General features: G+C 57.6%; 26 protein-coding genes. 16 read left to right on the top strand and 10 right to left on the bottom strand.

Annotated features, from left to right (window positions below):
- Window positions 1–125: 125 nt before the first annotated feature.
- The gene (gene mutS, locus V6F91_RS04315; RefSeq protein ID WP_332762870.1) at window positions 126–2696 is read right to left on the bottom strand and encodes a DNA mismatch repair protein MutS; all 2571 of its coding nucleotides are present in this window, start codon (window positions 2694–2696) and stop codon (window positions 126–128) included.
- A gap of 247 nt (window positions 2697–2943) precedes the next feature.
- Between mutS and V6F91_RS04310 the strand changes: the two genes are divergently transcribed.
- The 3 genes from V6F91_RS04310 to V6F91_RS04300 are packed head-to-tail and all read left to right on the top strand — an operon-like array spanning window position 2944 to window position 4689.
- On the top strand, window positions 2944–3903 hold the full coding sequence (locus V6F91_RS04310; RefSeq protein WP_332762606.1) for a hypothetical protein: 960 nt from the start codon (window positions 2944–2946) through the stop codon (window positions 3901–3903).
- A complete protein-coding gene (locus tag V6F91_RS04305) occupies window positions 3900–4229 on the top strand; it encodes an STAS-like domain-containing protein (protein ID WP_332762604.1) in 330 nt (109 codons plus the stop codon). Before V6F91_RS04310 ends, V6F91_RS04305 begins: the two co-directional genes overlap by 4 nt.
- A gap of 1 nt (window position 4230) precedes the next feature.
- A complete protein-coding gene (locus tag V6F91_RS04300) occupies window positions 4231–4689 on the top strand; it encodes a hypothetical protein (RefSeq protein ID WP_332762602.1) in 459 nt (152 codons plus the stop codon).
- Here V6F91_RS04300 and V6F91_RS04295 read toward each other — a convergent pair.
- The 9 genes from V6F91_RS04295 to V6F91_RS04255 all read right to left on the bottom strand — a co-directional run bounded on the left by V6F91_RS04295 (window position 4675) and on the right by V6F91_RS04255 (window position 10170).
- Window positions 4675–5922: a site-specific integrase gene (locus V6F91_RS04295; protein WP_332762600.1), complete on the bottom strand. Its 1248-nt coding sequence runs from the start codon at window positions 5920–5922 to the stop codon at window positions 4675–4677. The genes V6F91_RS04300 and V6F91_RS04295 overlap by 15 nt on opposite strands.
- A 160-nt stretch (window positions 5923–6082) precedes the next feature.
- Entirely contained in the window at window positions 6083–6370 is a 288-nt protein-coding gene (locus V6F91_RS04290; RefSeq protein ID WP_332762598.1) for a hypothetical protein, read from the bottom strand.
- The gene (locus tag V6F91_RS04285) at window positions 6367–6624 is read right to left on the bottom strand and encodes a hypothetical protein (RefSeq protein ID WP_332762596.1); all 258 of its coding nucleotides are present in this window, start codon (window positions 6622–6624) and stop codon (window positions 6367–6369) included. Before V6F91_RS04285 ends, V6F91_RS04290 begins: the two co-directional genes overlap by 4 nt.
- Window positions 6621–7163 (bottom strand): phosphohydrolase, encoded by a 543-nt coding sequence (locus tag V6F91_RS04280; protein WP_332762594.1) that lies wholly within the window; start codon window positions 7161–7163, stop codon window positions 6621–6623. The genes V6F91_RS04285 and V6F91_RS04280 overlap by 4 nt, the downstream gene beginning before the upstream one ends.
- Window positions 7160–7699 (bottom strand): hypothetical protein, encoded by a 540-nt coding sequence (locus V6F91_RS04275; RefSeq protein WP_332762592.1) that lies wholly within the window; start codon window positions 7697–7699, stop codon window positions 7160–7162. The genes V6F91_RS04280 and V6F91_RS04275 overlap by 4 nt, the downstream gene beginning before the upstream one ends.
- Window positions 7700–7770: 71 nt before the next feature.
- A complete protein-coding gene (locus tag V6F91_RS04270) occupies window positions 7771–8091 on the bottom strand; it encodes a pyocin activator PrtN family protein (RefSeq protein WP_332762590.1) in 321 nt (106 codons plus the stop codon).
- A gap of 158 nt (window positions 8092–8249) precedes the next feature.
- Window positions 8250–8531 (bottom strand): phage antirepressor KilAC domain-containing protein, encoded by a 282-nt coding sequence (locus V6F91_RS04265; RefSeq protein ID WP_332762588.1) that lies wholly within the window; start codon window positions 8529–8531, stop codon window positions 8250–8252.
- A gap of 10 nt (window positions 8532–8541) precedes the next feature.
- Complete coding sequence (locus V6F91_RS04260; protein ID WP_332762586.1) at window positions 8542–9132, bottom strand: hypothetical protein; 591 nt, start codon at window positions 9130–9132, stop codon at window positions 8542–8544.
- Window positions 9133–9381: 249 nt separating this feature from the next.
- Complete coding sequence (locus V6F91_RS04255) at window positions 9382–10170, bottom strand: XRE family transcriptional regulator (RefSeq protein ID WP_332762584.1); 789 nt, start codon at window positions 10168–10170, stop codon at window positions 9382–9384.
- A 114-nt stretch (window positions 10171–10284) separates the two neighbouring features.
- Between V6F91_RS04255 and V6F91_RS04250 the strand changes: the two genes are divergently transcribed.
- From V6F91_RS04250 to V6F91_RS04190, 13 genes are all read left to right on the top strand, one after another.
- Window positions 10285–10551, top strand: a complete 267-nt coding sequence (locus V6F91_RS04250; protein WP_332762582.1) for a transcriptional regulator — start codon at window positions 10285–10287, stop codon at window positions 10549–10551.
- A gap of 332 nt (window positions 10552–10883) precedes the next feature.
- A complete protein-coding gene (locus V6F91_RS04245) occupies window positions 10884–11402 on the top strand; it encodes a phage regulatory CII family protein (protein ID WP_332762581.1) in 519 nt (172 codons plus the stop codon).
- The gene (locus V6F91_RS04240) at window positions 11395–11625 is read left to right on the top strand and encodes a TraR/DksA family transcriptional regulator (RefSeq protein ID WP_100847393.1); all 231 of its coding nucleotides are present in this window, start codon (window positions 11395–11397) and stop codon (window positions 11623–11625) included. Before V6F91_RS04245 ends, V6F91_RS04240 begins: the two co-directional genes overlap by 8 nt.
- Entirely contained in the window at window positions 11615–13834 is a 2220-nt protein-coding gene (locus V6F91_RS04235; protein ID WP_332762577.1) for a VapE domain-containing protein, read from the top strand. The genes V6F91_RS04240 and V6F91_RS04235 overlap by 11 nt, the downstream gene beginning before the upstream one ends.
- Complete coding sequence (locus tag V6F91_RS04230) at window positions 13827–14186, top strand: hypothetical protein (RefSeq protein ID WP_332762575.1); 360 nt, start codon at window positions 13827–13829, stop codon at window positions 14184–14186. Before V6F91_RS04235 ends, V6F91_RS04230 begins: the two co-directional genes overlap by 8 nt.
- 525 nt (window positions 14187–14711) lie before the next feature.
- On the top strand, window positions 14712–15056 hold the full coding sequence (locus V6F91_RS04225) for a phage holin family protein (protein WP_038362364.1): 345 nt from the start codon (window positions 14712–14714) through the stop codon (window positions 15054–15056).
- Window positions 15057–15202: 146 nt separating this feature from the next.
- Window positions 15203–15805 (top strand): terminase small subunit, encoded by a 603-nt coding sequence (locus tag V6F91_RS04220; protein ID WP_332762573.1) that lies wholly within the window; start codon window positions 15203–15205, stop codon window positions 15803–15805.
- Window positions 15806–15809: 4 nt separating this feature from the next.
- Entirely contained in the window at window positions 15810–17834 is a 2025-nt protein-coding gene (locus V6F91_RS04215; protein ID WP_332762572.1) for a phage terminase large subunit family protein, read from the top strand.
- Window position 17835: 1 nt separating this feature from the next.
- Window positions 17836–18042 (top strand): phage head-tail joining protein, encoded by a 207-nt coding sequence (locus V6F91_RS04210; protein ID WP_008087653.1) that lies wholly within the window; start codon window positions 17836–17838, stop codon window positions 18040–18042.
- Window positions 18042–19523: a phage portal protein gene (locus V6F91_RS04205; RefSeq protein WP_264364679.1), complete on the top strand. Its 1482-nt coding sequence runs from the start codon at window positions 18042–18044 to the stop codon at window positions 19521–19523. Before V6F91_RS04210 ends, V6F91_RS04205 begins: the two co-directional genes overlap by 1 nt.
- Window positions 19520–20674: a head maturation protease, ClpP-related gene (locus V6F91_RS04200; protein ID WP_332762570.1), complete on the top strand. Its 1155-nt coding sequence runs from the start codon at window positions 19520–19522 to the stop codon at window positions 20672–20674. The genes V6F91_RS04205 and V6F91_RS04200 overlap by 4 nt, the downstream gene beginning before the upstream one ends.
- Window positions 20671–21015, top strand: coding sequence for a head decoration protein (locus tag V6F91_RS04195; protein ID WP_102902291.1), 345 nt, complete (start codon window positions 20671–20673; stop codon window positions 21013–21015). The genes V6F91_RS04200 and V6F91_RS04195 overlap by 4 nt, the downstream gene beginning before the upstream one ends.
- A 63-nt stretch (window positions 21016–21078) precedes the next feature.
- Window positions 21079–22074, top strand: coding sequence for a major capsid protein (locus V6F91_RS04190; RefSeq protein WP_264364681.1), 996 nt, complete (start codon window positions 21079–21081; stop codon window positions 22072–22074).

Below are 22074 nucleotides of genomic sequence, written 5' to 3'. Positions count from 1 at the left end.
TCACGGTTGGGGTCGCCAGGTTCGGGAGCGATACCTGCTGGCCAGGCTATGAGCCAGCAGCATCCCGAACCGCGCGAGATTCTAACAGCTTGAAGCGATTTGCGTTATATCCGCTTCTTCGGTGCTTATATCCGGTTCTTCAGTGCATAGAGCATTTCGAGTGCGCGGCGCGGGGTCATGTCGTCCAGGTCAACTTTCGCCAGTTCATCCAGCACCGGGTGTGGCAGGCTGGCGAACATATCGCTTTGCTGCGGCGCCGCGGGTTTGCCTTTGGCGGCCGGTTTCGGCGCCTCATGGGGCAGCGCGGTGTCTTCCAGACGACTCAGATGCTCACGGGCACGCACGATCACTTCGCTCGGCACGCCGGCCAGTTGCGCCACGGCGAGGCCATAACTCTGGCTGGCCGGTCCCGGCAGCACGTGGTGCAGGAACACGATGCGCTCGTTGTGCTCAGTGGCATTGAGATGCACGTTGGCCACCAAGGGTTCGGCCTCTGGCAGCACGGTCAGTTCAAAATAGTGGGTCGCGAACAGCGTATATGCACGCAGGTGCGCCAGACGTTCAGCCGCAGCCCAGGCCAGCGACAGGCCATCGAAAGTGCTGGTGCCGCGACCGACCTCGTCCATCAGCACCAGGCTGCGTTCGGTGGCGTTGTGCAGAATGTTGGCGGTTTCACTCATCTCGACCATGAAAGTCGAACGGCCGCCGGCGAGGTCATCGCTGGAGCCGATCCGGGTGAAGATGCGGTCGACCAATGACAATTCGCAACTGGCCGCCGGTACGAAGCTGCCGATATGCGCGAGCAGCACGATCAGCGCGGTCTGGCGCATGTAGGTGGATTTACCGCCCATGTTCGGGCCGGTGATCACCAGCATGCGCGTGTTGTCATCCAGGCTCAGGTCGTTGGCCACGAACGGCGTCGTCAGCACTTGCTCGACCACCGGATGGCGGCCCTGAGTAATGCGCATACACGGCTCGCTGACGAAGCGCGGGCAGTTCAGGTCGAGGTTCAGTGCACGTTCGGCGAGGTTGCTCAGCACATCCAGTTCGGCCAGCGCGCCAGCGGTGTCCTGCAGCGGCGGCAACTGGCTGATCAGATCTTCGAGCAGGGCTTCGTAGAGCATTTTTTCACGGGCCAGGGCACGGCTCTTGGCGGACAGTGCCTTGTCTTCAAACTCTTTCAGCTCCGGGGTGATGAAGCGCTCGGCACCCTTCAAGGTCTGGCGGCGAATATAGTCCGCCGGCGCCGACTCGGCCTGCTTGCTCGGCAGTTCAATGAAATAGCCGTGAATGCGGTTGTAACCGACTTTCAGATTGGCCAGGCCGGTGCGGGCTTTTTCCCGGGCCTCAAGATCGATCAGGAACTGACCGGCGTTTTCGCTCAGCGATTGCAACTCGTCCAGTTCACTGTCGTAACCGGTTTTCAACACGCCGCCGTCGCGGATCACCGCGGGCGGGTTGTCGATGATGGCTTTCTCCAGCAATGCCGCCAGTTCCGGGTAGGTGCTGGTGATGGCGGCCAGATTTTGCAAATGCGGCGCCTCCAGGTCGGTCATCGCCACTTGCAATTGCGGCAGTGCACCGAGCGCGTCGCGCAGACGTGCAAGGTCCCGCGGACGCGCATTGCGCAGGCCGATCCGCGCGAGAATCCGCTCGATGTCACCGATTTCCTTGAGCTGCGGTTGCAGCTTTTCAAAGCGATAGCGATCGAGCAGGCACGTGATTGAGGTCTGACGCGCCAGCAACACCGTCAGATCGCGTAGCGGGCGGTTCAGCCAGCGGGTCAGCAAACGGCTGCCCATGGCCGTCTGGCAACGATCAACCACCGATTGCAGGGTGTTGTCGCGACCGCCCGCCAGGTTGGTGTCGAGTTCCAGGTTACGTCGGCTCGCACCGTCGAGTACCACCGTGTCATCCAGGCGTTCGTGACGCAGGCTGCGCAGGTGGGGCAGTGCAGTGCGCTGGGTCTCTTTGGCGTACGCGAGCAGGCAGCCAGCGGCGCCGATGGCCAGGGTCAGGTTCTCGCAACCAAAGCCTTTCAGGTCCTGGGTGGAAAACTGTTGGCAAAGGCTTTTCAACGCCGAGTCGCGCTCGAAATCCCACGGCGCACGACGGCGCACGCCACGGCGTTTTTCCGCCGGCAGGTCTTTCGGCCAGTCATCCGGGATCAGCAGCTCAACCGGATTCACCCGCTCCAGTTCCGCCAGCAGGTTTTCCCAGCCCTTGATCTCCAGCACGGTGAAATTGCCGCTGGTGATATCGAGCACCGCCAGACCGAACAGACGCTCGTCACCCAGCACCGCCGCGATGAGGTTGTCGCGACGCTCATCGAGCAACGCTTCGTCGCTGACCGTTCCCGGTGTGATGATCCGCACCACCTGACGCTCGACCGGGCCTTTGCTGGTGGCCGGGTCGCCGACCTGCTCGCAGATCACCACCGACTCGCCAAGCTTGACCAGTTTCGCCAGATAGCCTTCCGCGGCGTGATAAGGAATGCCGCACATCGGAATCGCCTGCCCCGCGGACTGGCCGCGCGCAGTCAGAGTGATGTCGAGCAGCTTGGCGGCCTTCTTCGCGTCCTCATAGAAGATCTCGTAGAAATCGCCCATGCGGTAGAACATCAGCTGATCCGGGTGCTGATTCTTCAGGCGCCAGTATTGCTGCATCATCGGGGTGTGGGAGGATAGATCTGAAATTGCTTTATTCATCAGTGGTTTGGCGTGATTCAGTATTGTGTATGGGGCAAATTGGGGGCTTTAGCTGTCGTTGTTTCCACTGGCCAAAGCAGCAACCAAATAGTGGGCTGGAATGCCATGGAGCTTATCACGGCAGGTGTCATCACGCGGGTGTCCGCGGCTGCTTGCCTCTATCTAAATACGACCAAAAGCTGCATGATTGAAGCTCTCGGGTACTCTAAAACGGATCTTTTGGGAACTAAATTCAGTGATCATCGTACAGGATTCCAAGCATATAAAGCGGAGGTCTGGCACGCCGACGGATCGTGTCCAGGTCAAAGCTCCTGAAGTTTTATGTTTATATCGCTTGGAATTTCACGATGAGACGCTTGCCTTCTTGGATGAAATCGACACGCTAGTATTCAATCGGCTGGTGTATGTGGAGGTCGACTTTAGCGATGTTGTACATATCACGGCGGCAGCTGCATTAGTACTCTTTGCCAAGATCACTCGCTGTCAATCCTGTCTTCCTTTCGGAGTGTTCCGTTTTCCGGACAGGATCATCTCTATAGTGCCGCCAAATTCGAAAGAGGTGAAAGCTAAATTTGTCCAAACCGGGTTGTGGTCTGCGATCAAGCCGGGGGGGCAAAAAAAACTAGAGCGTCTTTGGTCTGACTGGAGCAACCCATATAAAACGGGCAATGACCCGTCTAGTCAGTTCGAGGATGTGATTGGGCACTTGAGACAGGGGTTCGGAACTCTTCCAAAAAGAATTGTTGGGGCGATTCAGGAGTCATACTTGAATATTGCGCACCATGCTTATGAGTTATTTAAGCAAGATCCAGGATTCAATGAGTTTATGTTAGGGCGATGGTGGCAGTATGCGAGCATAAATAAAAATACCGGGAAAATGGCCATAATCATATATGATATGGGCGCGGGGATACCCGAAACAATGCGATCTATACAGCGTGGTGTTAGTGATTGTTCTAGCATTCAGCATGCGATGAAGCCTGGTGTAACAAGGTTTAATCTGCAGGGTCGTGGAAAGGGATTTAGCGATATTAAGCGTCCGATTGATAGCAACGCCTCTGCCGAGTATTTGCTCGTATATAGCGGAAAAGGTGAGGTGGTTTATAAGAGCGGACAGATCTTGAAAGAATACGCCCATACCAATAGCATAGGTGGTACTCTTCTAGAGTGGGCATTTACAGGTGAAGGACGATGACTACTGTTATAGTTGATATGAAAAGCTTTTCTAGGGCGCCATTCGGTCGATATGCCGATGATGGTACCGGAAACGGTGAGGCTTTCCGAAAGAAATTTCTCCTTGAACCATTCACTGATCCAGATGTGGATCGGGTGGTAGTCAAGTTAGACTCTGTTGCACCTGGTTATGAATATGGGTCCTCCTTTCTCGAAGAAGCCTTCGGTGGCTTGGTACGTGTTGAGAAGTTGCGCGGCGAAGACGTGTTGCGAAAGTTGGAGGTCGAAACAAAGAATGCAGACTATGTAATGGAGATCGAGTCCTATGTTTTAGAGGCGGATTTATAATATGGCTCTGTTTATCAGCATAATTTCGCCTTTGTTGGTAGTCGGTGGTTGGTTCTTTGTTTATCGGAATTCAAATCGTATTGCAACGCGGGCTGAGGCTTATGCTCTAGTGGCAAAGGCGGTAGATAAGGTTCTAGGCATAGATAAGCGGTGTGTTGATTACTGGCTTGCTGATAATGCAAGTCGTGAAAGTGATAAGGTGTGGGTTGCCGGGACACTGTCTGAGATACACGGGGTGCGAACCCTCTTGGAACTCCTAGAGCGTTATCACGGTTTCGGTGACAAAGATATGTTGCTAATGCGAATTCGAATGGCCTCGACTCTGAACGCTGAGGCCATTGAAAGTCTTTCAGAGGATGCTGTGTTTTTGCAGAGGAATAAACAAACTGAAGCTCTAAACTATTCTCTGCACAATTTGTATGGTTACTACCGAAGCGCGCACGATTCAGCTGCTAGGTGAATTGAAAATATTTCTGTAAATCCTATCTAGTTCGTTTGATGATTCGTCGTCCATCCATTTGGCATATACTTCGACTAACATGGTAAAGTCTTTGTGTCCCATCTGTTTCGCAATGAAAGCCAGGTTTCCCCGAGCAGTTAGGCACCAACAGGCGTAAGTATGTCGTGTTTGGTATGGACGGCGAGGGCGTATCTCTGACCGCCTCTGAATCGCTGCCCATTTTGTGTTCCATGACGTCGGCACATACCACTGATTGATGACTCTCTTTCTAGCCTGAGTCTTCGGTGACAGTAATGGAGTAACCGTCTCTGTCCGGCTCTCATGCCGATTCATATAGATTTTGATTTGTAGCGGTTCATGGTTGGTAACAAGACCGATGAGAGTTCTGCACGCTTCGAGAGCTGGTGGCATCAAAAGCACGGTCCGAGGCTTTCCCGTCTTGGGTACTTTGAACGTTCCATCCGCAGTGATCGCCCTGGTTATTTGAAGCTGCCCGGATTCGAGGTCAACGTCCTCTGCTGCAAGCGCGCATAGCTCCCCTGGCCTCAGTCCTGTGTAAACGGCGAGTGTGATTGCAGCCGAATCCTGAACGTGTAAACAACCCTTATTTATCAATTGGTCGAACTCTGCCTTGGTCAGGGGATCAGGTTCCCGTCCGATCATCGTGAAGCGGACGCAAGCCGCCGCCAATCCTTCACGGCAATAGTTGTTGTCTTCACACCACGCTAAGAAGCCGGAGAAAGTCGCCAGGTAATGGTTCGCCGTCGAGGGCGCCCTAGTGGCGATGAGTTTAGTCCTCAGTCGCTGGATATCTTCGGGTAATAGGATGCCCGCCAAGCGTTCCGAGCCGAGCAGATCGGCGCAAATATCCAATGCGTAGCCGTATTTCTCTTCGGTCATCGGAGTTATGTCGACAGCCTTAAGTGGCTTGTAACGCTCCATCAAAGCCCCGATCCGCTCGTCTTTAACCGCGGTGTAGTTGGCCGCGTTTTTTGAGTTTGGAAAATGGCGACCGTATTCGAAATGTCCCGTTTTGATCTCGTGAAGAATTGCCGCCCTGAGCAGGGCGGCGTGCTTGATGTTGGCCTTGGTTACAGGCAGTCCAAGGGTTTCGCGGCAGCGAATTCGCCGCCACATGAACACGACGCGAATGCTTCCGCCGTGTATCTCGATCCCTTTGTGTTTTGCCAGCTCCACTTCTAGGCCGCTTGCTGAGGTGCGCTCTCGGCCCACTTGTCGTACTCCGTCATGTTGATAGCGATTCGGCCGTCTGGTGTTTTGCGCCAAACACGACCTTGTGCCCAAGTGCCGTTCTTGACTTTGTGTCGTATCGCATCTTCGCTATAGCCGGTCAGTTCAGAGGCACGATTGATCATCACCCATCGAGGTAAGCTCACTTATCGCACTCCTGTTTTGATCTGCTGCAGCAAAGGTGGCGGCAAAGTTTATGCTCCCTGATAGCGCAAATTGCTCCTTCTAATGCCTCCTCGCGGGCAAGAGTTTTTTCGTGGAGAGCTGTGAGGAGTTCAAGTTCTTCTTTCAAGGTCAGCTCTCGTCGATGAGCTGCATCCCGTTGTTCAATCGAATTTCCGTAAGACGAGGTGACGAAGCATTCTTTGTCACGTAACGCATCGAGTAGAGCGGGCGGAGGAGCATAGAGGACAATCGATACTTCACTCATGCGGCCTCCAATGAGTAACGCTTCCACCCCACCACAGGCTGCGCGGGCGGGCGATTTTGAGCGACTAGCGTTGCATTGGGTGTCGCTGCCCCGCGCAGCTTTTCGTAGGGTATAAGTGCCTCGGCAGTGGCGCTGGAAGAAGCAATATTGCCTGCTGCTGCGCAGCAGAGACTGTTTTTTACAGGCGTGTCGATCCCACTGTCGGCGCGTAGCAAATCGGCCTGCACATCCGTGTTGTCCTCTGAGTGCGTCATGCCGCTTTCCTCCGGTGTTCGAGAGCGAGTTGATCCATCAGGCGCTGGTGGTAGGTGTAGCGTGCTTCTGCGGCAGACCATGGGCGGATGGTTTCGGGCATTGGATTTACACCGACCAAGCAATCCCAGATAGCCGGATCGGTTGGCATTAGATCGCGGCGTTCGGTAGCCAGCGCTATCAGATCGGCCTGGTGAACGCTGATAGGGAGTTCTGGGGCTATGTCGAACCGATCACAAATACGCCACCAGATACAGTCCTCGAAGTGCTGATAGGCACTGATCCATTGCTTGAGTGGCCGCGTCATGTCGCCCAGGTACGCCTCGGGTGCGTCATGAAGTAAAGCCGCGAGTTTATGTTCTTTCGGCACTAGCTCGGCAACGATGCAACTGTGTTGGGCAACGCTGTAGAACTCGCGGGTGTGGCCGTTGAAGCGGCACAAATGCGCCAGCGAGTGCGCAATATCTCGCGGATCGATCATTTCGACGTCCGGCTCAAGCAAATCAAAGTGCTTGCCGGTATGGGTGAGGATCCAGCTCATGCCGCACCTCTCGATTGCGCAGTGGTGGCAATGGCCTGGATGTCTTGTTCGAAAAATACCGCAGCTTTCTCTGCATCGTCTGTGCTGAGAGGAATACGCAGAGGCACCATCTCAACCTTTGCATGTCCTGTTATTTCGGCGGGCTTCAGTAGTTCGGCCATGGCGAGCGCCTCGTCGCGTAGGGCGCGCGTTTCGCGCTCGAGTTTCGTCCCTGTGCGGAAGGCGGCGAACGTATCGGCGGCAATGCGGAGTGTTTCGGCGATATCGAGCAGCGTCTGGCGTTCGGGATTGCCGAGCGTCAACGCTTGCTGAAGGCGTTTGCTGAAGTGCGCTAAGTGGGCATGGTCGGCCTTGATGAAGTCGAGGGATGCCCTTAACTCGCGAATGGTCTTGGCGCTTTCGGCGCGCAGGATGTCGTCGCTTTGTTTCGTGCCGACGGACATGCCATCGGTACGGCCCATGAAGTAGCCGGCCCAGACTAATAGTCCGGCCAGGGTGATTAGGGCGATTAGTGCGCAGATTTGCATTGCAGTCATTTGGTTTGCTCCTGGGTTCGCTTGGCCGGTGGTGGCAGCCAATTGGGATTGTCAATTGATCGGCGCGGGTGTTACGCGTCCGGCTTGTCATTCAATGGGCGTTGCATCTCTTCATCTGCTTTGTAGGCGCGGATATCGATCAAGGCAGCAACGTGCTTGATGTGGGCATACCTCAATGCTTTTCCGCTTTCGTCGATAGTGGTTACGGGAAGCTGAATCCGGCCGCTATTGATCGCTTCAGTGAACGTCTTTTCGTTGAGGTTTTTGAAGTAATGTAGACGCAGCTTTTCAAGTGGAATGAGCACGTCGCCGAAAAGGCGGTGAAGCATCTCTACGGTGCAGTTGTCAGGTGCTGGAAGCAGTCGAAGTGGTGCTTGGTTCGTATTGTTCATGTGGCTGTTGAGCCTCCTTGCGTTTGGATCGGGATGGGTGGTTCCAGGCGTTCAGGCAATGGCGTTTGGTCAATTCCCGCAGATGTTCGGGCACCTCAAGGAGCGCGGCATTGCGCTCCTCGCGGGTCCGCATTGCGATGATCTGTCGGGCGTATTCCCTAGGCCACGTCACGGCGATCTGCCGGAATTTCAGGTAGGTCAATGCCTAGTTTTTCAGCCAGCCATCGGATCCCGGCTTGCTTGACCCGGGTCGACTGGCTGTATTGCAAACCGTGCTTTTCGTCATACCAGGTGCCGTCCTTGACCCGCAGATACTCTTTGTCCCTTTTTGGGTAGGCCGGCAGGTTGCCCTTCAGCAGGTCTTTCTCCCGCATGAGTGCAATCAGTTTTGGACGTGTGAGACCGAGTTGCGAGGCTGCTTGGGCGAGGGTTCGTTCCATGTCGTCCACCTCATGCCGCATGTGCGGCAGGCGTTGCTGCGGCCGCGAGATGGTTGATGGACTCGATAACCATGCGGTAAATCTCGGCATCGGTGTCGCTCACGGTGAAGCATCGGGTGTTGGGGCTTTTGTTCCCGATGCTCAGAATGATGGTCGCCCCCCGGCGTGTATGTGTTCGGTGAATGGCAACGTGCAGCGGGAGATCAAATCCCATGTCGAGGCTCAGCATGCCGCCAGCGCACACCAGCTCAAGCACACGCTGCTTGTCTTGGGCTTCAAAGCGGCCGTATACGCGGCTGGCATGCGGGAGATGAACCGGGGCGCTGCTATTGCTCGGATCGAACGGTCCGTTAGCGATCTCTTCAATGAAGTCGGCCAGCTTAAGGTGAGTTTTCTTGTCGCTTGGAAGGGTCAGCGTATGGCGCTCAGTCCCCAGCTCGACACTGAATGCGGTCTCAGTTGCGCCCCGTTCTACTTTGAGGCGGAACGCAAGGCACTCGCGTGTGGGAGCGGTTCGTAAGACATGATTGAAGGTCTCGGTCAGGTTGACCTGAGCTTTGAGCAACTGAAGGGTGCGGTTGTCGATTCGATATTTGCTCATGCCGCGTGCCCTCCGCCATTAGGATCAAATGGAGAGGGTTGAGGCTTGGCAATAAGCTTTGGTTTGTTGTTGTGAATGATGATCAAGCAGCCCGTGACGGACTGCAGCTGCTCGATCATCTTTTTATTGCTGACGCACGCCGGGTGGACGTGGAGGGTTGCACTGGTTTGCATAGGTTAAGCCTCGCTCTGTGGTGTAAGAGTGAGGCAAAAATAACCTAGGTGTTAGATCCATGCAGCAACTTTGGTTTTAGGTGTTGTGATTTCTTGGCAAGGGCGGGGCGTTGACCGGCCGAACTGTCGACCACCAGAAGACGCGCCCTAACACCTTCATCTGTTGTTCCACGAATTGTTCGAACGTGTAAGTTTCGTCGGGATGTTCGGATTGGTTGTAGCTGATAAGCCTGAGGCCCCCTCCATCCAAGCGTTCCAAAAACTTTATTCTCAGTGCGCCGTCCTGCTCAATGGCATAGAGATGATCTGCGATGACTCGCGTCATTCCTCTATCTATACCGACTGTAGCGCCATGAAGGATCAGAGGCTCTTGGCTGCGGCCTGTTACAGGAGCGCACAAGGCATTTGCCGGGTCTACGCCACATTGGCGTAGGGTTGCTAAGGAGAAGCGAAGAACACGTCCATATTCAGCTTGCACTGCAGTTCTTCCCGCTCCGGCAGAAATCTCGACCTGTTTAAAAAGTGGAATTTCGACCTCGTCGTCATTCAACGGTGTATTGCTGTCCCAGGCAGAAACGGGGTCCAGAACGAGCGGACCGACAGGTTTCTCTTGGTGGCGGACGATCGGTGTAACAGTCGCCGGCATATCACCGTTTTCGAGCCATGACAGAGACAAATTTAAGCCTCTAGCAATGGCTCCAGTTTTGCGACTTTCCCTCGTCTGGCCGTCGACAATCTTGAAGATCGTCGCCTGAGAACACCCTGAAAGCTTTGCAACGTCAGTCTGGCTGAGGTTGAGCTGTTCCATGGCGTACTTGAGCCGATCTGCAAGTGTGGGGAGAAGTTCGATAGGTAAGTATTTCATGTTTCTGATTCTACAACCGTGGTTGTGACCCGTCTTAGACTATTGGGTGTTGACTGCTCTATTACAAAGGTTGTAGATTGCGGCCTGTGATCAAATACATGGAGAGCTGGATCAATGACTTCTTGCAGTACAGATGCCGACTTGTGTCGAGTGGCCTTGGAAAAGGTCATCACGATTTGCGGCAACAATCAGTCAGAGCTTGCCCGCCGCTGCAACGTTAAGCAGCCCCATGTGTGGAAATGGATAAAGGCAGGTCGTGTTCCTACTGAACGTGTTCATTCGGTTGCGCGTGCGTCAGGCGGCAAAGTTCTGCCACACGAACTACGACCCGATCTACCTGATCTTTTCCCGGCGCCATCGTTTCCAGCAGTTGCTGCTTAAACATTAGAAAAAAGGCGACCCAAGGGTCGCCCAGTTCCTCCCGACACGCACCACCACAGCGCTGTCGGGCCGCGTTAGGGGTTGGCGGGCAAACCAAATGCAAAACCGCCCACTCCTCACGCGTTTCCAAAGCTCGGAAGCTTTGGTGTTGCTGCCTTTTCCACCACAGAGCTGGCAGCTGTTGCGCCTGGGTGAACAACGGATTGTTCGCCCCGGCACGGTGCCGGTGTTGGTCATAGGGACCTCGCCGGCGTTTGGGCCTATCAAGCCACACGACAAATGTATCACTACTGCATGTCGTGCGGCACTGGCAACATTCAAGGATTAATGCCATGAGCCGAATTGCTCTGAGTTCTGTAGATCGAGCCCAGCGGGAAGTCCTGCCGCTCGATCTTGCGCTTTATCACGCTGCACGCGACTACCCGGGCGGTGCAGCTGCCATCGCTGCCACCACTGGCCGCAACGCCACGACGTTGCAGCACAAGCTTTCCCCAACCCATCCAAGCCACACCGTGAACATCCAAGAGTTTGGGGAGATCCTGGAACTGACTAAGGATCGCCGCATTCTGGATGCGGTGCATGCGCTGGTGGGCGACACGACCTGGCAGGAACTGGCTGAGGCCTATACCAACGACATGCCCGAGACATTGACGACCGGCATCGCTGAGTATTTCCGGCAGGTGGCGGATCTTGCAGACACCTGGGCCAAGAGCATCGGTGACGGCGTCGTCTCCGATCAAGAATTGGCAGCGATTCGCCTGCAGGTGTTCAGGGGGATCCAGGGACTGCTCGGATTATTCAATCGCGCCACCTACGTCAACCAGACGACGCGAGGTGCTGACCATGGCTGACATTGCAGACTTCGCTAATGATCTGGTGCTAGAGCGCGTCGACCAAGCGCTCGCAGCACGTCGCATCGCCGCCAAACCTGCTTTGGCGGCGCATTCGTTTCTGTTCTGCGAAGAGTGCGATGAGGCAATTCCGGAGGCGCGCCGTGTGGCGCAACCTGGCTGCACGCATTGTGTGGATTGCCTTTCCCTCGCGGAGTTGAAGGGAGCTCGTCATGCTCGATGAAGTGCTGGCTCAGTTTGCGGACTACGGCCTTATACCTGCGCAGCCGCTGGTTTTCGGTAAGCTCACTCGTTGCAAGACGGCGCAGGATAAGGGCACCGAAAAGAACGGCTGGTACGTCGCCCATGAACATCGCACTGAGAAAGGCGAGACGCTTATTTTCGGTTCGTTCGGCGATTGGCGTTCGGGCGAGACGCAGAAGATCAAGGTCAAGGCTGGTCGGATGTCTCCCGAAGAGCGCGAGGTCATGCGCGCTCGTCAGGAAGAAGGCAAGCGTCGTGCTGCAGAGATGGCAGCTAATGCGGCACGTCGAGCGGCAAAGCGAGCGGATAGCTTGTTCCAGCGCATGCCGGAGAAGGGTCGTAGCGAGTATCTTGACCGCAAGCAGATTGTCGGTTTCCGGGTACGCTACGCGCCGCGTTCTGGGGCCGTCCTGATTCCCATGAGCAATGCGCGGGACGATATCGTCGGGCTTCAGGTGATTTACCCGAACAAACAGGAAGATACCGGTCGGGACAAGTCTTACTGGCCCTACGGGATGTCAAAAGAGGGTGCTTTCCACCTCATCGGTCCGGATGCCGATCCGGGTGATCCAGTGCTGGTATGTGAGGGCTACGCAACAGGCGCCAGCCTGCATATGGCGACTTCGCTGACCGTGGCGGTGGCATTTGACGCGGGTAACCTACTGGCCGTGTGTAAGGCCATGCGCGAGCGGTTTGCCGGTTGCCCTCTCATCATTTGCAGGGACGATGACTGGAAGACCACTAAGCCAAACGGTGACGCCTGGAACCCCGGAGAAGAGAAGGCCAATAACGCGGCACTGATCGTCGGCGGCCAGGTGGTTTCGCCGATCTTCTCCAGTGAGCGAGAAGTGAAGTGGACCGACTTCAACGATCTGCATGTCGCCGAGGGTTTGGAAGCGGTGCGCCGTCAGGTGCTGGCCGTGGTCAAGCCGCCGGCTGCAGGTGGTTGGAAAGATCTACTAGCTCGCAGCGATAGCGGCGCTCTGATCGCACACATGCAGAACGTTGAATTGATATTGGCCAATGATCCACGTTGGGCTGGAGTCATCAGCTACAGCGCCTTCAGTTCGAAGCTCGTCAAGTTACGTGCGGCGCCTTATGGCGGCGGCACGGGTGATTGGGCGGACATCGATGACGTGCGGGTGATGAAGTGGCTCGCGCAGCAATACAACCTTCGGGTCAAGGCGTCCCATGTGATCGAGGCGGTCAGTGTGGTCGCACATGATCATGCATTTCATCCGGTGCGGCAGTACCTGCGCAAGCTCGAATGGGATCGCGTGCCTCGTCTGGAAAGCTGGCTCACCGATGTCATGGGTGTGAAGGCCACCGACTACTCGTCCAAGGTTGGCAAGCGCTGGATGTTGTCGGCCGTGGCCCGAGTGATGAAGCCTGGCTGCAAGGCTGACTCGGTGATGATCCTTGAGGGTGCGCAGGGCGCCGGTAAGTCGACGGCGATGAGCATTCTCGGCGGCGAGTGGTTCATGGATACGCCATTCGCCCTGGGCGACAAGGACGGCTTTCAGGCGATCCGGGGCAAGTGGATCGTCGAGCTGGGTGAGTTGGACAGCTTCAACAAGGCCGAGAGTACCAAGGCCAAGCAGTTTTTCTCGGCGTCCACCGACACTTACCGCGAGAGCTACGGCCGCAGAACAATGGACGTGCCACGCCAGTGTGTTTTCGTGGGTACAACAAACCAGGACGAGTATCTCAAAGATGCCACCGGCAACCGCCGTTACTGGCCGGTGGCGTGCACCAAAGTCGATCTTGAGTTATTGCGCTCCATCCGCGATCAGCTGTGGGCCGAGGCGGTGTTCTGCTACGACGCGGGCGATCTTTGGTGGGTAACGCTGGACGAGGCGGCATTGTTCGCGGAGGAGCAGGACGAGCGCTTCGTAGTGGACGAATGGGAAACGCCAATCTTGACCTGGTTGGAAGAGTCGCAGATTGGTGAGACCACAACCGGCAGTGAGGTGCTGACACAGGCACTCAAGCTCGACCCGGGACATTGGGGTAAGCCAGAGCAGATGCGCGTCGGTGCCATCCTTCATCGGCTGGGCTGGAGGCGTTACAGGCTCGGTGCTATGACCAAAAGTCGGCAGCGGTTGTGGGGCTACAAGAAGCCAGCGGACTGGGGGAAAGCGCCTGAGTTGGAAGTAGACGTTGCCGAGGAGCTTTGTTTCGATGATTAAGGAGATCGATTCGTTGCTTCAGTTATGGGCTCGGGAGTTGCATTCCGACCATTCGAAAGGCGGTCTGGCCGGTGGAAACATGGTTGCGATGATGATGGAGAGTAACGGCCAATTAATCCGCGGGCGGCGTGCATTCCGTGCGCCGTTAGAGAGCTCGTTGGATATCGAGCTTATCGTGAACAAGCACCTCGCGCCCGAGCTGGTGAAGGTCGTGCGAGAGCACTACTGCACCCTCGATGTGGATATGCGTTTGCGTTATGCGCACTGCGGCTGCGGGCGTGACACTTATTATCAGCGTCTTCATGAGGCTCATTTGGTTATCTGGGGCGTGTTGATGGGGGTGGCTGCTTGACCCCAGGCATGGCTCCGGCAGTTGCTGTCCCACCGGCCCGCCTTGTCCCACTATGTTTTGGCGTAGTGGGACAGGTGCGGGCCTTGTCTTTGCTGGGCTGTCCCACCGTCCTACCTTGTAACGTTACCCGCCCGCATATGCGTAGCAGACACAATGCACGCGCGCTTCACGCGCAAGCGTGTTTATAAATTTCTCTCTTTACACGAGAAAATAGATAAATAAGTAGGACGGTAGGGCTAAGCCCCGAATTTGGGCGCTCTCAGGCGTCCCACCTCAATTCTAAAAGGTGGGACAGATGGGACGCCGCTTCAAAAGCGATAGCCGAGTGAATACGTTGTACCCATGTAGCACCTGTGTAATACCCATATTGCACCCGTATTGTGCCATGGCATTAAAACTCTCTTGCTGCCACCGGAATCGACCTGTAGAAAGTAGTCATCTTCGATAGGTGCGACCGCAGAGAGCGGCACGCACCAACCACCAAACCCGGCCATTGCGCCGGGTTTTTGCGTTTAGGGGTTGGCGATGACAAGCGAGCAACAAGCACTGGCAGAAATGCCGATCTGGTTAGTGATCGTCCTGGCCCTGGTCGGTGGCGTATCGGGGGAAATGTGGCGGGCCGACAAGGACGGGGCGCGAGGCTGGGCATTGTTGCGCAGGCTGGCACTCCGGTCCGGTGCCTGCATTGTCTGCGGGGTGTCGGCGATGATGTTGATGATCGCTGCCGGCATGACCATCTGGACGGCGGGCGCCTTGGGTTGCCTGACAGCAATGGCCGGCGCGGACGTAGCCATCGGCTTGTACGAACGCTGGGCTGCCAAGCGGCTTGGTGTGTGCGACGTCCCGCCGAATGGCGGCGGGCCAGCCTGAAACCGCCGGGGACCCTGGGGTTATTCGGAGGGTACGGGGTCGGAAACCCGCGGGAAACTGTTAGCCGCAGGCTCCCCAGCTTACTGAAATTTCAATCATTGAAATCTTGAAAGGATTCATTGAAATACGTTGAAAAAGGAGGGCTCATGACAGAACCAACCTACCTGTCGAAGAGTGCCTTCGCGGCCCGGCTCGGCAGGTCGCCGAGTTACATCACCTGGCTGAAAGATAACAACCGTTTGGTACTTTCGCCCAACGGCAAACAGGTTGATGTACATGCCACCGAAGCGCTGATTCGCGACACCGCAGACCCGAGCAAGGTCGCCGTCGCCGAACGACATCAGCAGGACCGGATTCAGCGTGACGTTTACAGCCAACTGTCCACCCAGACCGAGCCGACTTCCACGGCTGCGCCGCCGCAGGTGCTTACCGGCGACGGCAAGCTACCGGATTTCCAAAAGGCCCGCGCTCTGCGCGAACACAACATGGCGAAGTTGGCGGAGATCGAGCTGGGCAAAGCCCAAGGCTCGCTGGTGTCCAAGGAGGCGGTCGAAACCGGTGCCTACAACGCCGGCCGCTTGCTGCGCGATCAGCTTTTCGGTCCGCTACCGCAACTGTCCCATGACCTGGCAGCCATGACCGATCCTTGGCTGATCGAAAAACATCTGACCGCCACCTTCCGTCGAACGCTGGAAGAAGCCGAGCGGCTCTCTGCAGCGGACCTTGACCACGCCATGACATCGGACTGAACCCATGCACACGGAATTTCCTGACGGTGCAGAGGTGTACCGTGAGGCCTATTTCCGTGGACTGCGCCCAGACCCCGATCTCTGGATCGACGAATGGGCCGACGAGTACATGAGAATCCCGCGTGACACCGGTGCCCCTGAGCCCGGCCAGTACCGCACCTCCCGGACACCTTATGCCCGCGAGCCAATGCGCTGCCTGTCGCCGGCTCACCCTTGCAGACGCGTGATCACCATGGTGGCCTCGCAGTTGATGAAAACCCAGATCGCCCTGAACTGGATGGGCGGCCTGATCCACATGGCGCCGTCGAATATTCTGGCGCTGCTCCCTAGCCTCGGCCTGTCCAAGCGCGTGTCGGGGCGGATCAGCAAGACCATCAAAGCCACGCCCGTTCTGCGCGAACGGGTCGCGGCCACCCGCTCGCGGGACGCACGCAACACGATGGACACCAAGGAATTCGAGGGTGGCTCGCTGTACGTCACCACCGCCGGTTCTGCGGCCAACCTTTCAGAGCTGTCGGCGCGTTATATCTACGGCGACGAAGTCGATCGCTGGGAGAACGACGTCGGCCAAGAGGGTGATCCCATCCGGCTGGCCGAGACGCGGGCGACCAACTTCGGTCGCAACGCCAAGATCTATTTCTCCAGCTCGCCGACGATCAAAGGCGCCTCGCGGATCGCCGACCTATTCGAGTCCAGCGACCAGCGCTACTACTACGTGCCATGCCCTACCTGTGGTCATATGCAGGTGCTGGAATGGGAGCGGCTGCACTACAGCAAGGACCTCAGTACTGTGCATTACGAGTGCGCAGCACCTGAATGCGACGTTCTGATTGAGGAACACCACAAGAGCGACATGCTCGCCCGAGGCGAGTGGCGCGCCCATGCAGCTGGCGACGGCAAGACCGTTGGCTTTCATCTCAACGCACTGTATTCCCCGACTGGTTGGATGGACTGGGGATCGCTTGCCGTCGAGTTCGAAGATGCCAAAAAAGCCCAGGCCCAAGGCGACACGAGTCTGATGCAGGTGTTCTACAACACCCGTCTGGCCAAGGTTTGGGACAGTGCGCTCGAACAGACCAAAGCAGAAGTGCTGATCGCTCGGGCGCGGCTGGAAAACTACACCCTCGGTTCGATGCCGGTCGGTGTGCTGATGCTGACCGGCGCCGTCGACGTCCAAGCCAACCGTCTGGAATTGATGGTGATGGGCTTCGGCGTCGGCATGGAGCGCTGGGTTGTTGATCACCAGATCATCTGGGGCGACCCGGCAGACGAACGCACCTGGGCGGTGCTGGATGAGAAACTCAAGGCCCGTTACCGGCATCCCTGCGGCGTAGGTCTGGCGATTCTCGCCGTGGGTGTCGACTCCGGTGGTCATCACACTGATGAGGTTTACCAGTTCTGCCGCGTTCGCCGCTGGCGCAACATCTTCGCCATCAAGGGCGCAAGCAAGCCTGGTAGGCCGGTGATTGCACAGCGCCCGTCCATGGTCGACGTGACATGGAAGGGCCAGACCGAACGCAACGGTGCCGAGCTGTGGTTCGTCGGCACTGACACCGCTAAAGACTGGATCTACAACCGTTATCCATTCCCGGACGGACCGGGATCGCTGCACTTTGCCAACGACCTGCCGGACGAATTCTTCGCCCAGTGCGTCGCCGAACGCAAAGTTGTGCGCTACGTGCGCGGCCACAAGCGCATCGAATGGGTGAAGGGCAAGGCAGAGCGCAACGAAGCGCTCGACTTAATGGTGTACTGCCTCGCCATGGCGCATTATCTCGGCATCAACCGCTACCAGGAACACGATTGGGACCGGGTGCGACAAGCCCTGGCCCAGTCCGGTTTGTTCGATGACGCCTTGAACATCAAGCCTGTTCAGGGTGAGCGACTTGACGTTGAGCAAACACCGGCGCCTGCTGCTGTACGCCAAGCCCAGCCCGCACCACCACCCGCTGCACCGGTTACGCAAGCGCGACCGGCAGCACCCCCTCAACGCCGCAGCTCTGCCAGCGGCTATCTGAAGAGACGCTGATATGTCCTTTACAAAAAAGCACCTCGACGCGGTTGAGGCGGCCATTGCTCGCGGTGAGAAAACTGTGCGCTACACCGACCGTACCGTGGAATACCGCACGGTCGATGAGCTGCTCAAGGCGCGGGAAGAAATACGCTCGTCGCTTGCCAGCGCTGCCGGGCCACGTTCGCGCGTGGTCCGGCTGTACCATGCAGGGAAGGGGGTCTGATGGCCCGACACTTCCCCACGCTGACCCGTAACGGATTTGTCCTGCCGTCCAACATCAAGGCCAGCTACGAGGGCGCTGGGGAAGGGCGCCGCTCCACCGGCTGGGACGCTCCCGACAACGGGATCAACAGCATCAACACCCCGGCACTGCGTAACCTGCGGTCGCGCTCCCGGGCGGCGGTTCGCAATGACCCGTATGCCTTCAATGTCATCGACAAGCGTGTCAGTAACCTGATCGGCACGGGCATCACCCCTCGGCCGACGACTGATGACGATGCCTTGCGCAAGCTACTGCAGGAGCTGTGGGGGGATTGGGTCGATGAGTCGGACGCGGATGATCGCACCGACTTCTATGGCCAGCAGGCGCTGGTAGCACGCACGGTTGAAACCTCGGGCGAGTGCTTCGTACGGTTGCGTCCGCGCGGGCTTGATGAAGGCTTGGCCGTTCCGCTGCAGCTGCAGATCCTCGCACCGGAATTTGTGCCGCACGACAAATTCGAATCCACCAAAAACGGCAACGTGATCCGCGCCGGTATCGAGTTCACCCCAGGCGGCAAGCGTGTGGCGTACTGGATGTATTTGTCGCATCCGCGTGATGCGGCCTCGCTGAACGCCGGGTACAACCAGCTTGTTCGCGTGCCGGCGACTCAGGTGCTGCACATCTTCGAACCGGTCGAGCCGGGCCAGTTGCGCGGTGTGCCGCGATTGTCGCCGGTGCTCAAGCGCCTGCGCAGTCTCGACAACTACGACGACGCAGTGTTGTTCCGCCAAGAGGTGGCCAATCTGTTCGCCGGTTTCATCAAGCGTCCGGCGCCGGACTCGGGACCACTTCCCAGAGATCCGGTGACCGGTCAGCCGCTCGACCTGGATCGCGACGGCTTCACCCCGATGGTCGCGCTCGAACCCGGCACCATGCAGGAACTGGGCGCGGGCGAAGAGGTTGAGTTCTCCAAACCACCGGACGCCGGCAACAACTACCCGGACTTCATGCGGCAGCAACTGATGGCTGCTGCAGCGGGGTCGGGTACGCCTTACGAGATCCTCACCGGCGACATGCGCGGTATCAACGACCGGGCTCTTCGGGTGGTGCTCAACGAATTTCGACGCCGTCTGGAACAACTGCAATTCAGCGTGTACGTGCATCAACTATGCCGCCCAGTACGGGCAGCGTGGATGGATATGGCGGTGCTGTCTGGCGTCCTGGTGCTGGACGATTACGCACAGAAACGCCGCCAGTACCTGCGCACTCGCTGGGTGCCTCAAGGCTGGGCCTACATCCAGCCAGTGCAGGACGTGCAGGCACGCCGGATGGAAGTACAGGCCGGCTTTTCCTCTCGCAGCGAGATGGTGCTGCGCACCGGCTACGACGCCGAAACTGTCGATCTGGAAAACGCCGCCGATTTGGCACGGGCCACAAAACTGGGCCTCAACTACAACACCCTTGATGCCGTCGAAGACACCGACGACAAGGAGCAACCATGAGCAAAAGCGCGAAACCACGTATTTACAATCGCGCCGGCAAGCGCGTCGAGGTTCAGGACAAAACCTGGTACGCCCTGCAGTCCAGCGGAGAGGCCACCGAGCGAGTGATCGAGGTTTTCGTCTATGGCGAGATCGGCGCGTGGGGCATCACTGCCAATCAGTTCGTGCAGGATCTGCGCGCCATGGATGATGGTGTGTCACCGGTGATCGCTGCGTTCAACAGTATCGGCGGCGACCTGTTTGACGGTCTCGCCATGCACAACGCGCTGTCGCGTCTGGGCGAGCGTTGCACTGGACGAATCGATGCGCTTGCTGCCAGTGCCGCGAGTGTCGCCGTATGCGGTGCACACCGCGTAGTCATCGCGGCGAACGCCATGTTGATGATTCACAACCCATATACGTATGCAGGCGGTGGCGCTGAGGACTTCCGCCGGGTCGCTGATGTATTGGATCAAACCTTGGAGGCGATCATTGCGGCCTATAAAGCCAAGGCGCCCGACATCGATGACGTCGAACTGCGGCGAATGGTTGATGCTGAAACCTGGCTGACTGCTAACGAAGCGGTGGCTCTTGGTCTTGCAGACGAAGTCGGAGACGGCATCAAGGTCAAAGCCTGTCTGGGTCAAGGCGCGGTGCTGCAACGGTTCCAGCACGCTCCGGTTGAGTTGGTGGCGCAACTCGACGAACCACCTGAACTGGATTCTGAACTGGAACTTGTGGAGCCGCCTCTGGTGCCGCCCGTTGTCGACTCTGCCAAGTTGGCATTGATGATCACCCAGCGCTGCACGGCGGCGGGCATCAGCAACCTGATCGAGCCACTGCTCAAGTCCACCCAGCTTGAAAGCGAGGAAATCGTTCTCGCCGGCCTGGCACGCGCCAAGGCGGTGAACGACCTCTGCGTGGCCGCGCGTCTGCCTGAATTCAGCGCCGAGTATGTCGCGGCAGGGCTGGACGCTGCCGCGGTGCGTGCGCGTCTCTTCGACAAGATTGTCACCAGCGGCAAGGGCTTTGAAATCGACAATAGTCTGCCTCTGGCGGACGACCCAGCGCCCAAGGTGCTGGCCAAACAACCTGACCCCAACTCGATTTGGGCTGCTCGCCAAGCGGCTCAAACTGGAACCGCGCGCGGCGCGAAAGGAGCACGAGCATGACCATCAAACAGGAACCGATGCACGCAGGTGAATTCCTGCTGTCCGAGGGCGCTGGCACGATCTCGCGCGAAGCGATCAATGTCGCTGCGGGTCCAGCATTGTGGCCGGGCCAAATTCTCGGGCTGGTGACTGCCAGCGGCGAATTCGCACCGTACAACCCAACGGCAGAGGACGGCACAGAAAACGCTGTCGCCATTCTTTACGGCCCGCTCGGCGAATCCGACGTGGTGCGTCGCGGTCGCGCTGTTGTCCGGCTGGCCGAAGTCAGCGAAGCCCACCTGACCGGCCTCGATCTGGCAGCCGAGAAAGCCTTGGCCGCACATTCGCTGATCGTCCGCTAAAGCATTTTCCTCTTTATTTTGCATCCCGCCGCGTGCGGGATTTTTCGTTTCTGGAGAGTACCCATGGCCGATATCGCCATTTTTGACGACGAAGCGTTTACCGTTACTTCGCTCACCGCTGCACTCAATGATCAACCGTACCTGCCAGGGCGCATCAGCGCTCTGGGCCTGTTCCGCGAGGAAGGCATTACTACGCTGACCGTGCAGATTGAAAAGGACGGCGACACCCTTGCACTGGTGCCCGCTGGTGAACGTGGTGGTTCTGGCTTGGTGGTTGCTGCCAGCAAGCGCAACCTGATCCCGTTCAACACTGTGCACCTGCCTGAGCGCTTCACGATCAAGGCTGACGAGATCCAAGGCATCCGTGCCTTCGGCACTCGCACTGAACTGCAGGCAGTGCAGGACGTGGTCAATGCGCGGCTGGCAAAGGCGCGGCGCCAGTTGGACGCCACACACGAATTCCAGCGTATGGGCGCACTGAATGGCCAGATCCTCGACGCCGATGGCAAAACCGTACTGCTGGATCTCTATGAACGCTTCGGTGTGCAGCGTCAGAAGTTGCCCATGGGGCTGGCTGACGCCAGTACCGAACTGCGGGTCAAGTGCGGTGAAGCGCTGGACATGCAGGAAGACGCACTCGGCAGTGTGACCAGCACCGGTTCTCGCGCCTTCTGCGGCAAGAACTTCTGGAACAAGCTGATCGTTCACAAGTCGGTCGTTAAAACTTATGAAGGCACGCTCCAAGCTGCAGCACTGCGAGGTGATGCACGGGAAAGCTTCGAGTTTGGTGGCATTACTTGGGAGCGCTACCGTGGCAAGGTCGCTGGTGTCTCTTTCGTCCACGACGATCAGGCGTTGCTGGTTCCGGAAGGCGTGCCGGATCTGTACATCTCGGTGTTCGCGCCGGCTGACTACATGGAAACGGTCAACACCCAAGGCATCCCGTACTACAGCATGATCGAGCCGCTGCCCTTCAACAAAGGCATGGCCGGTGAAGCCCAGTCCAACCCGCTGCACCTGTGCACCCGACCGCGTGCGCAGGTCCTGCTGGAACTCTGA

The sequence above is a fragment of the Pseudomonas koreensis genome, from assembly GCF_036668835.1.
Lineage (GTDB): Bacteria > Pseudomonadota > Gammaproteobacteria > Pseudomonadales > Pseudomonadaceae > Aquipseudomonas > Aquipseudomonas koreensis_I.
Note: the sequence above shows the minus strand (reverse complement) of the source record. Positions and strands in the feature narration are given on the sequence as shown.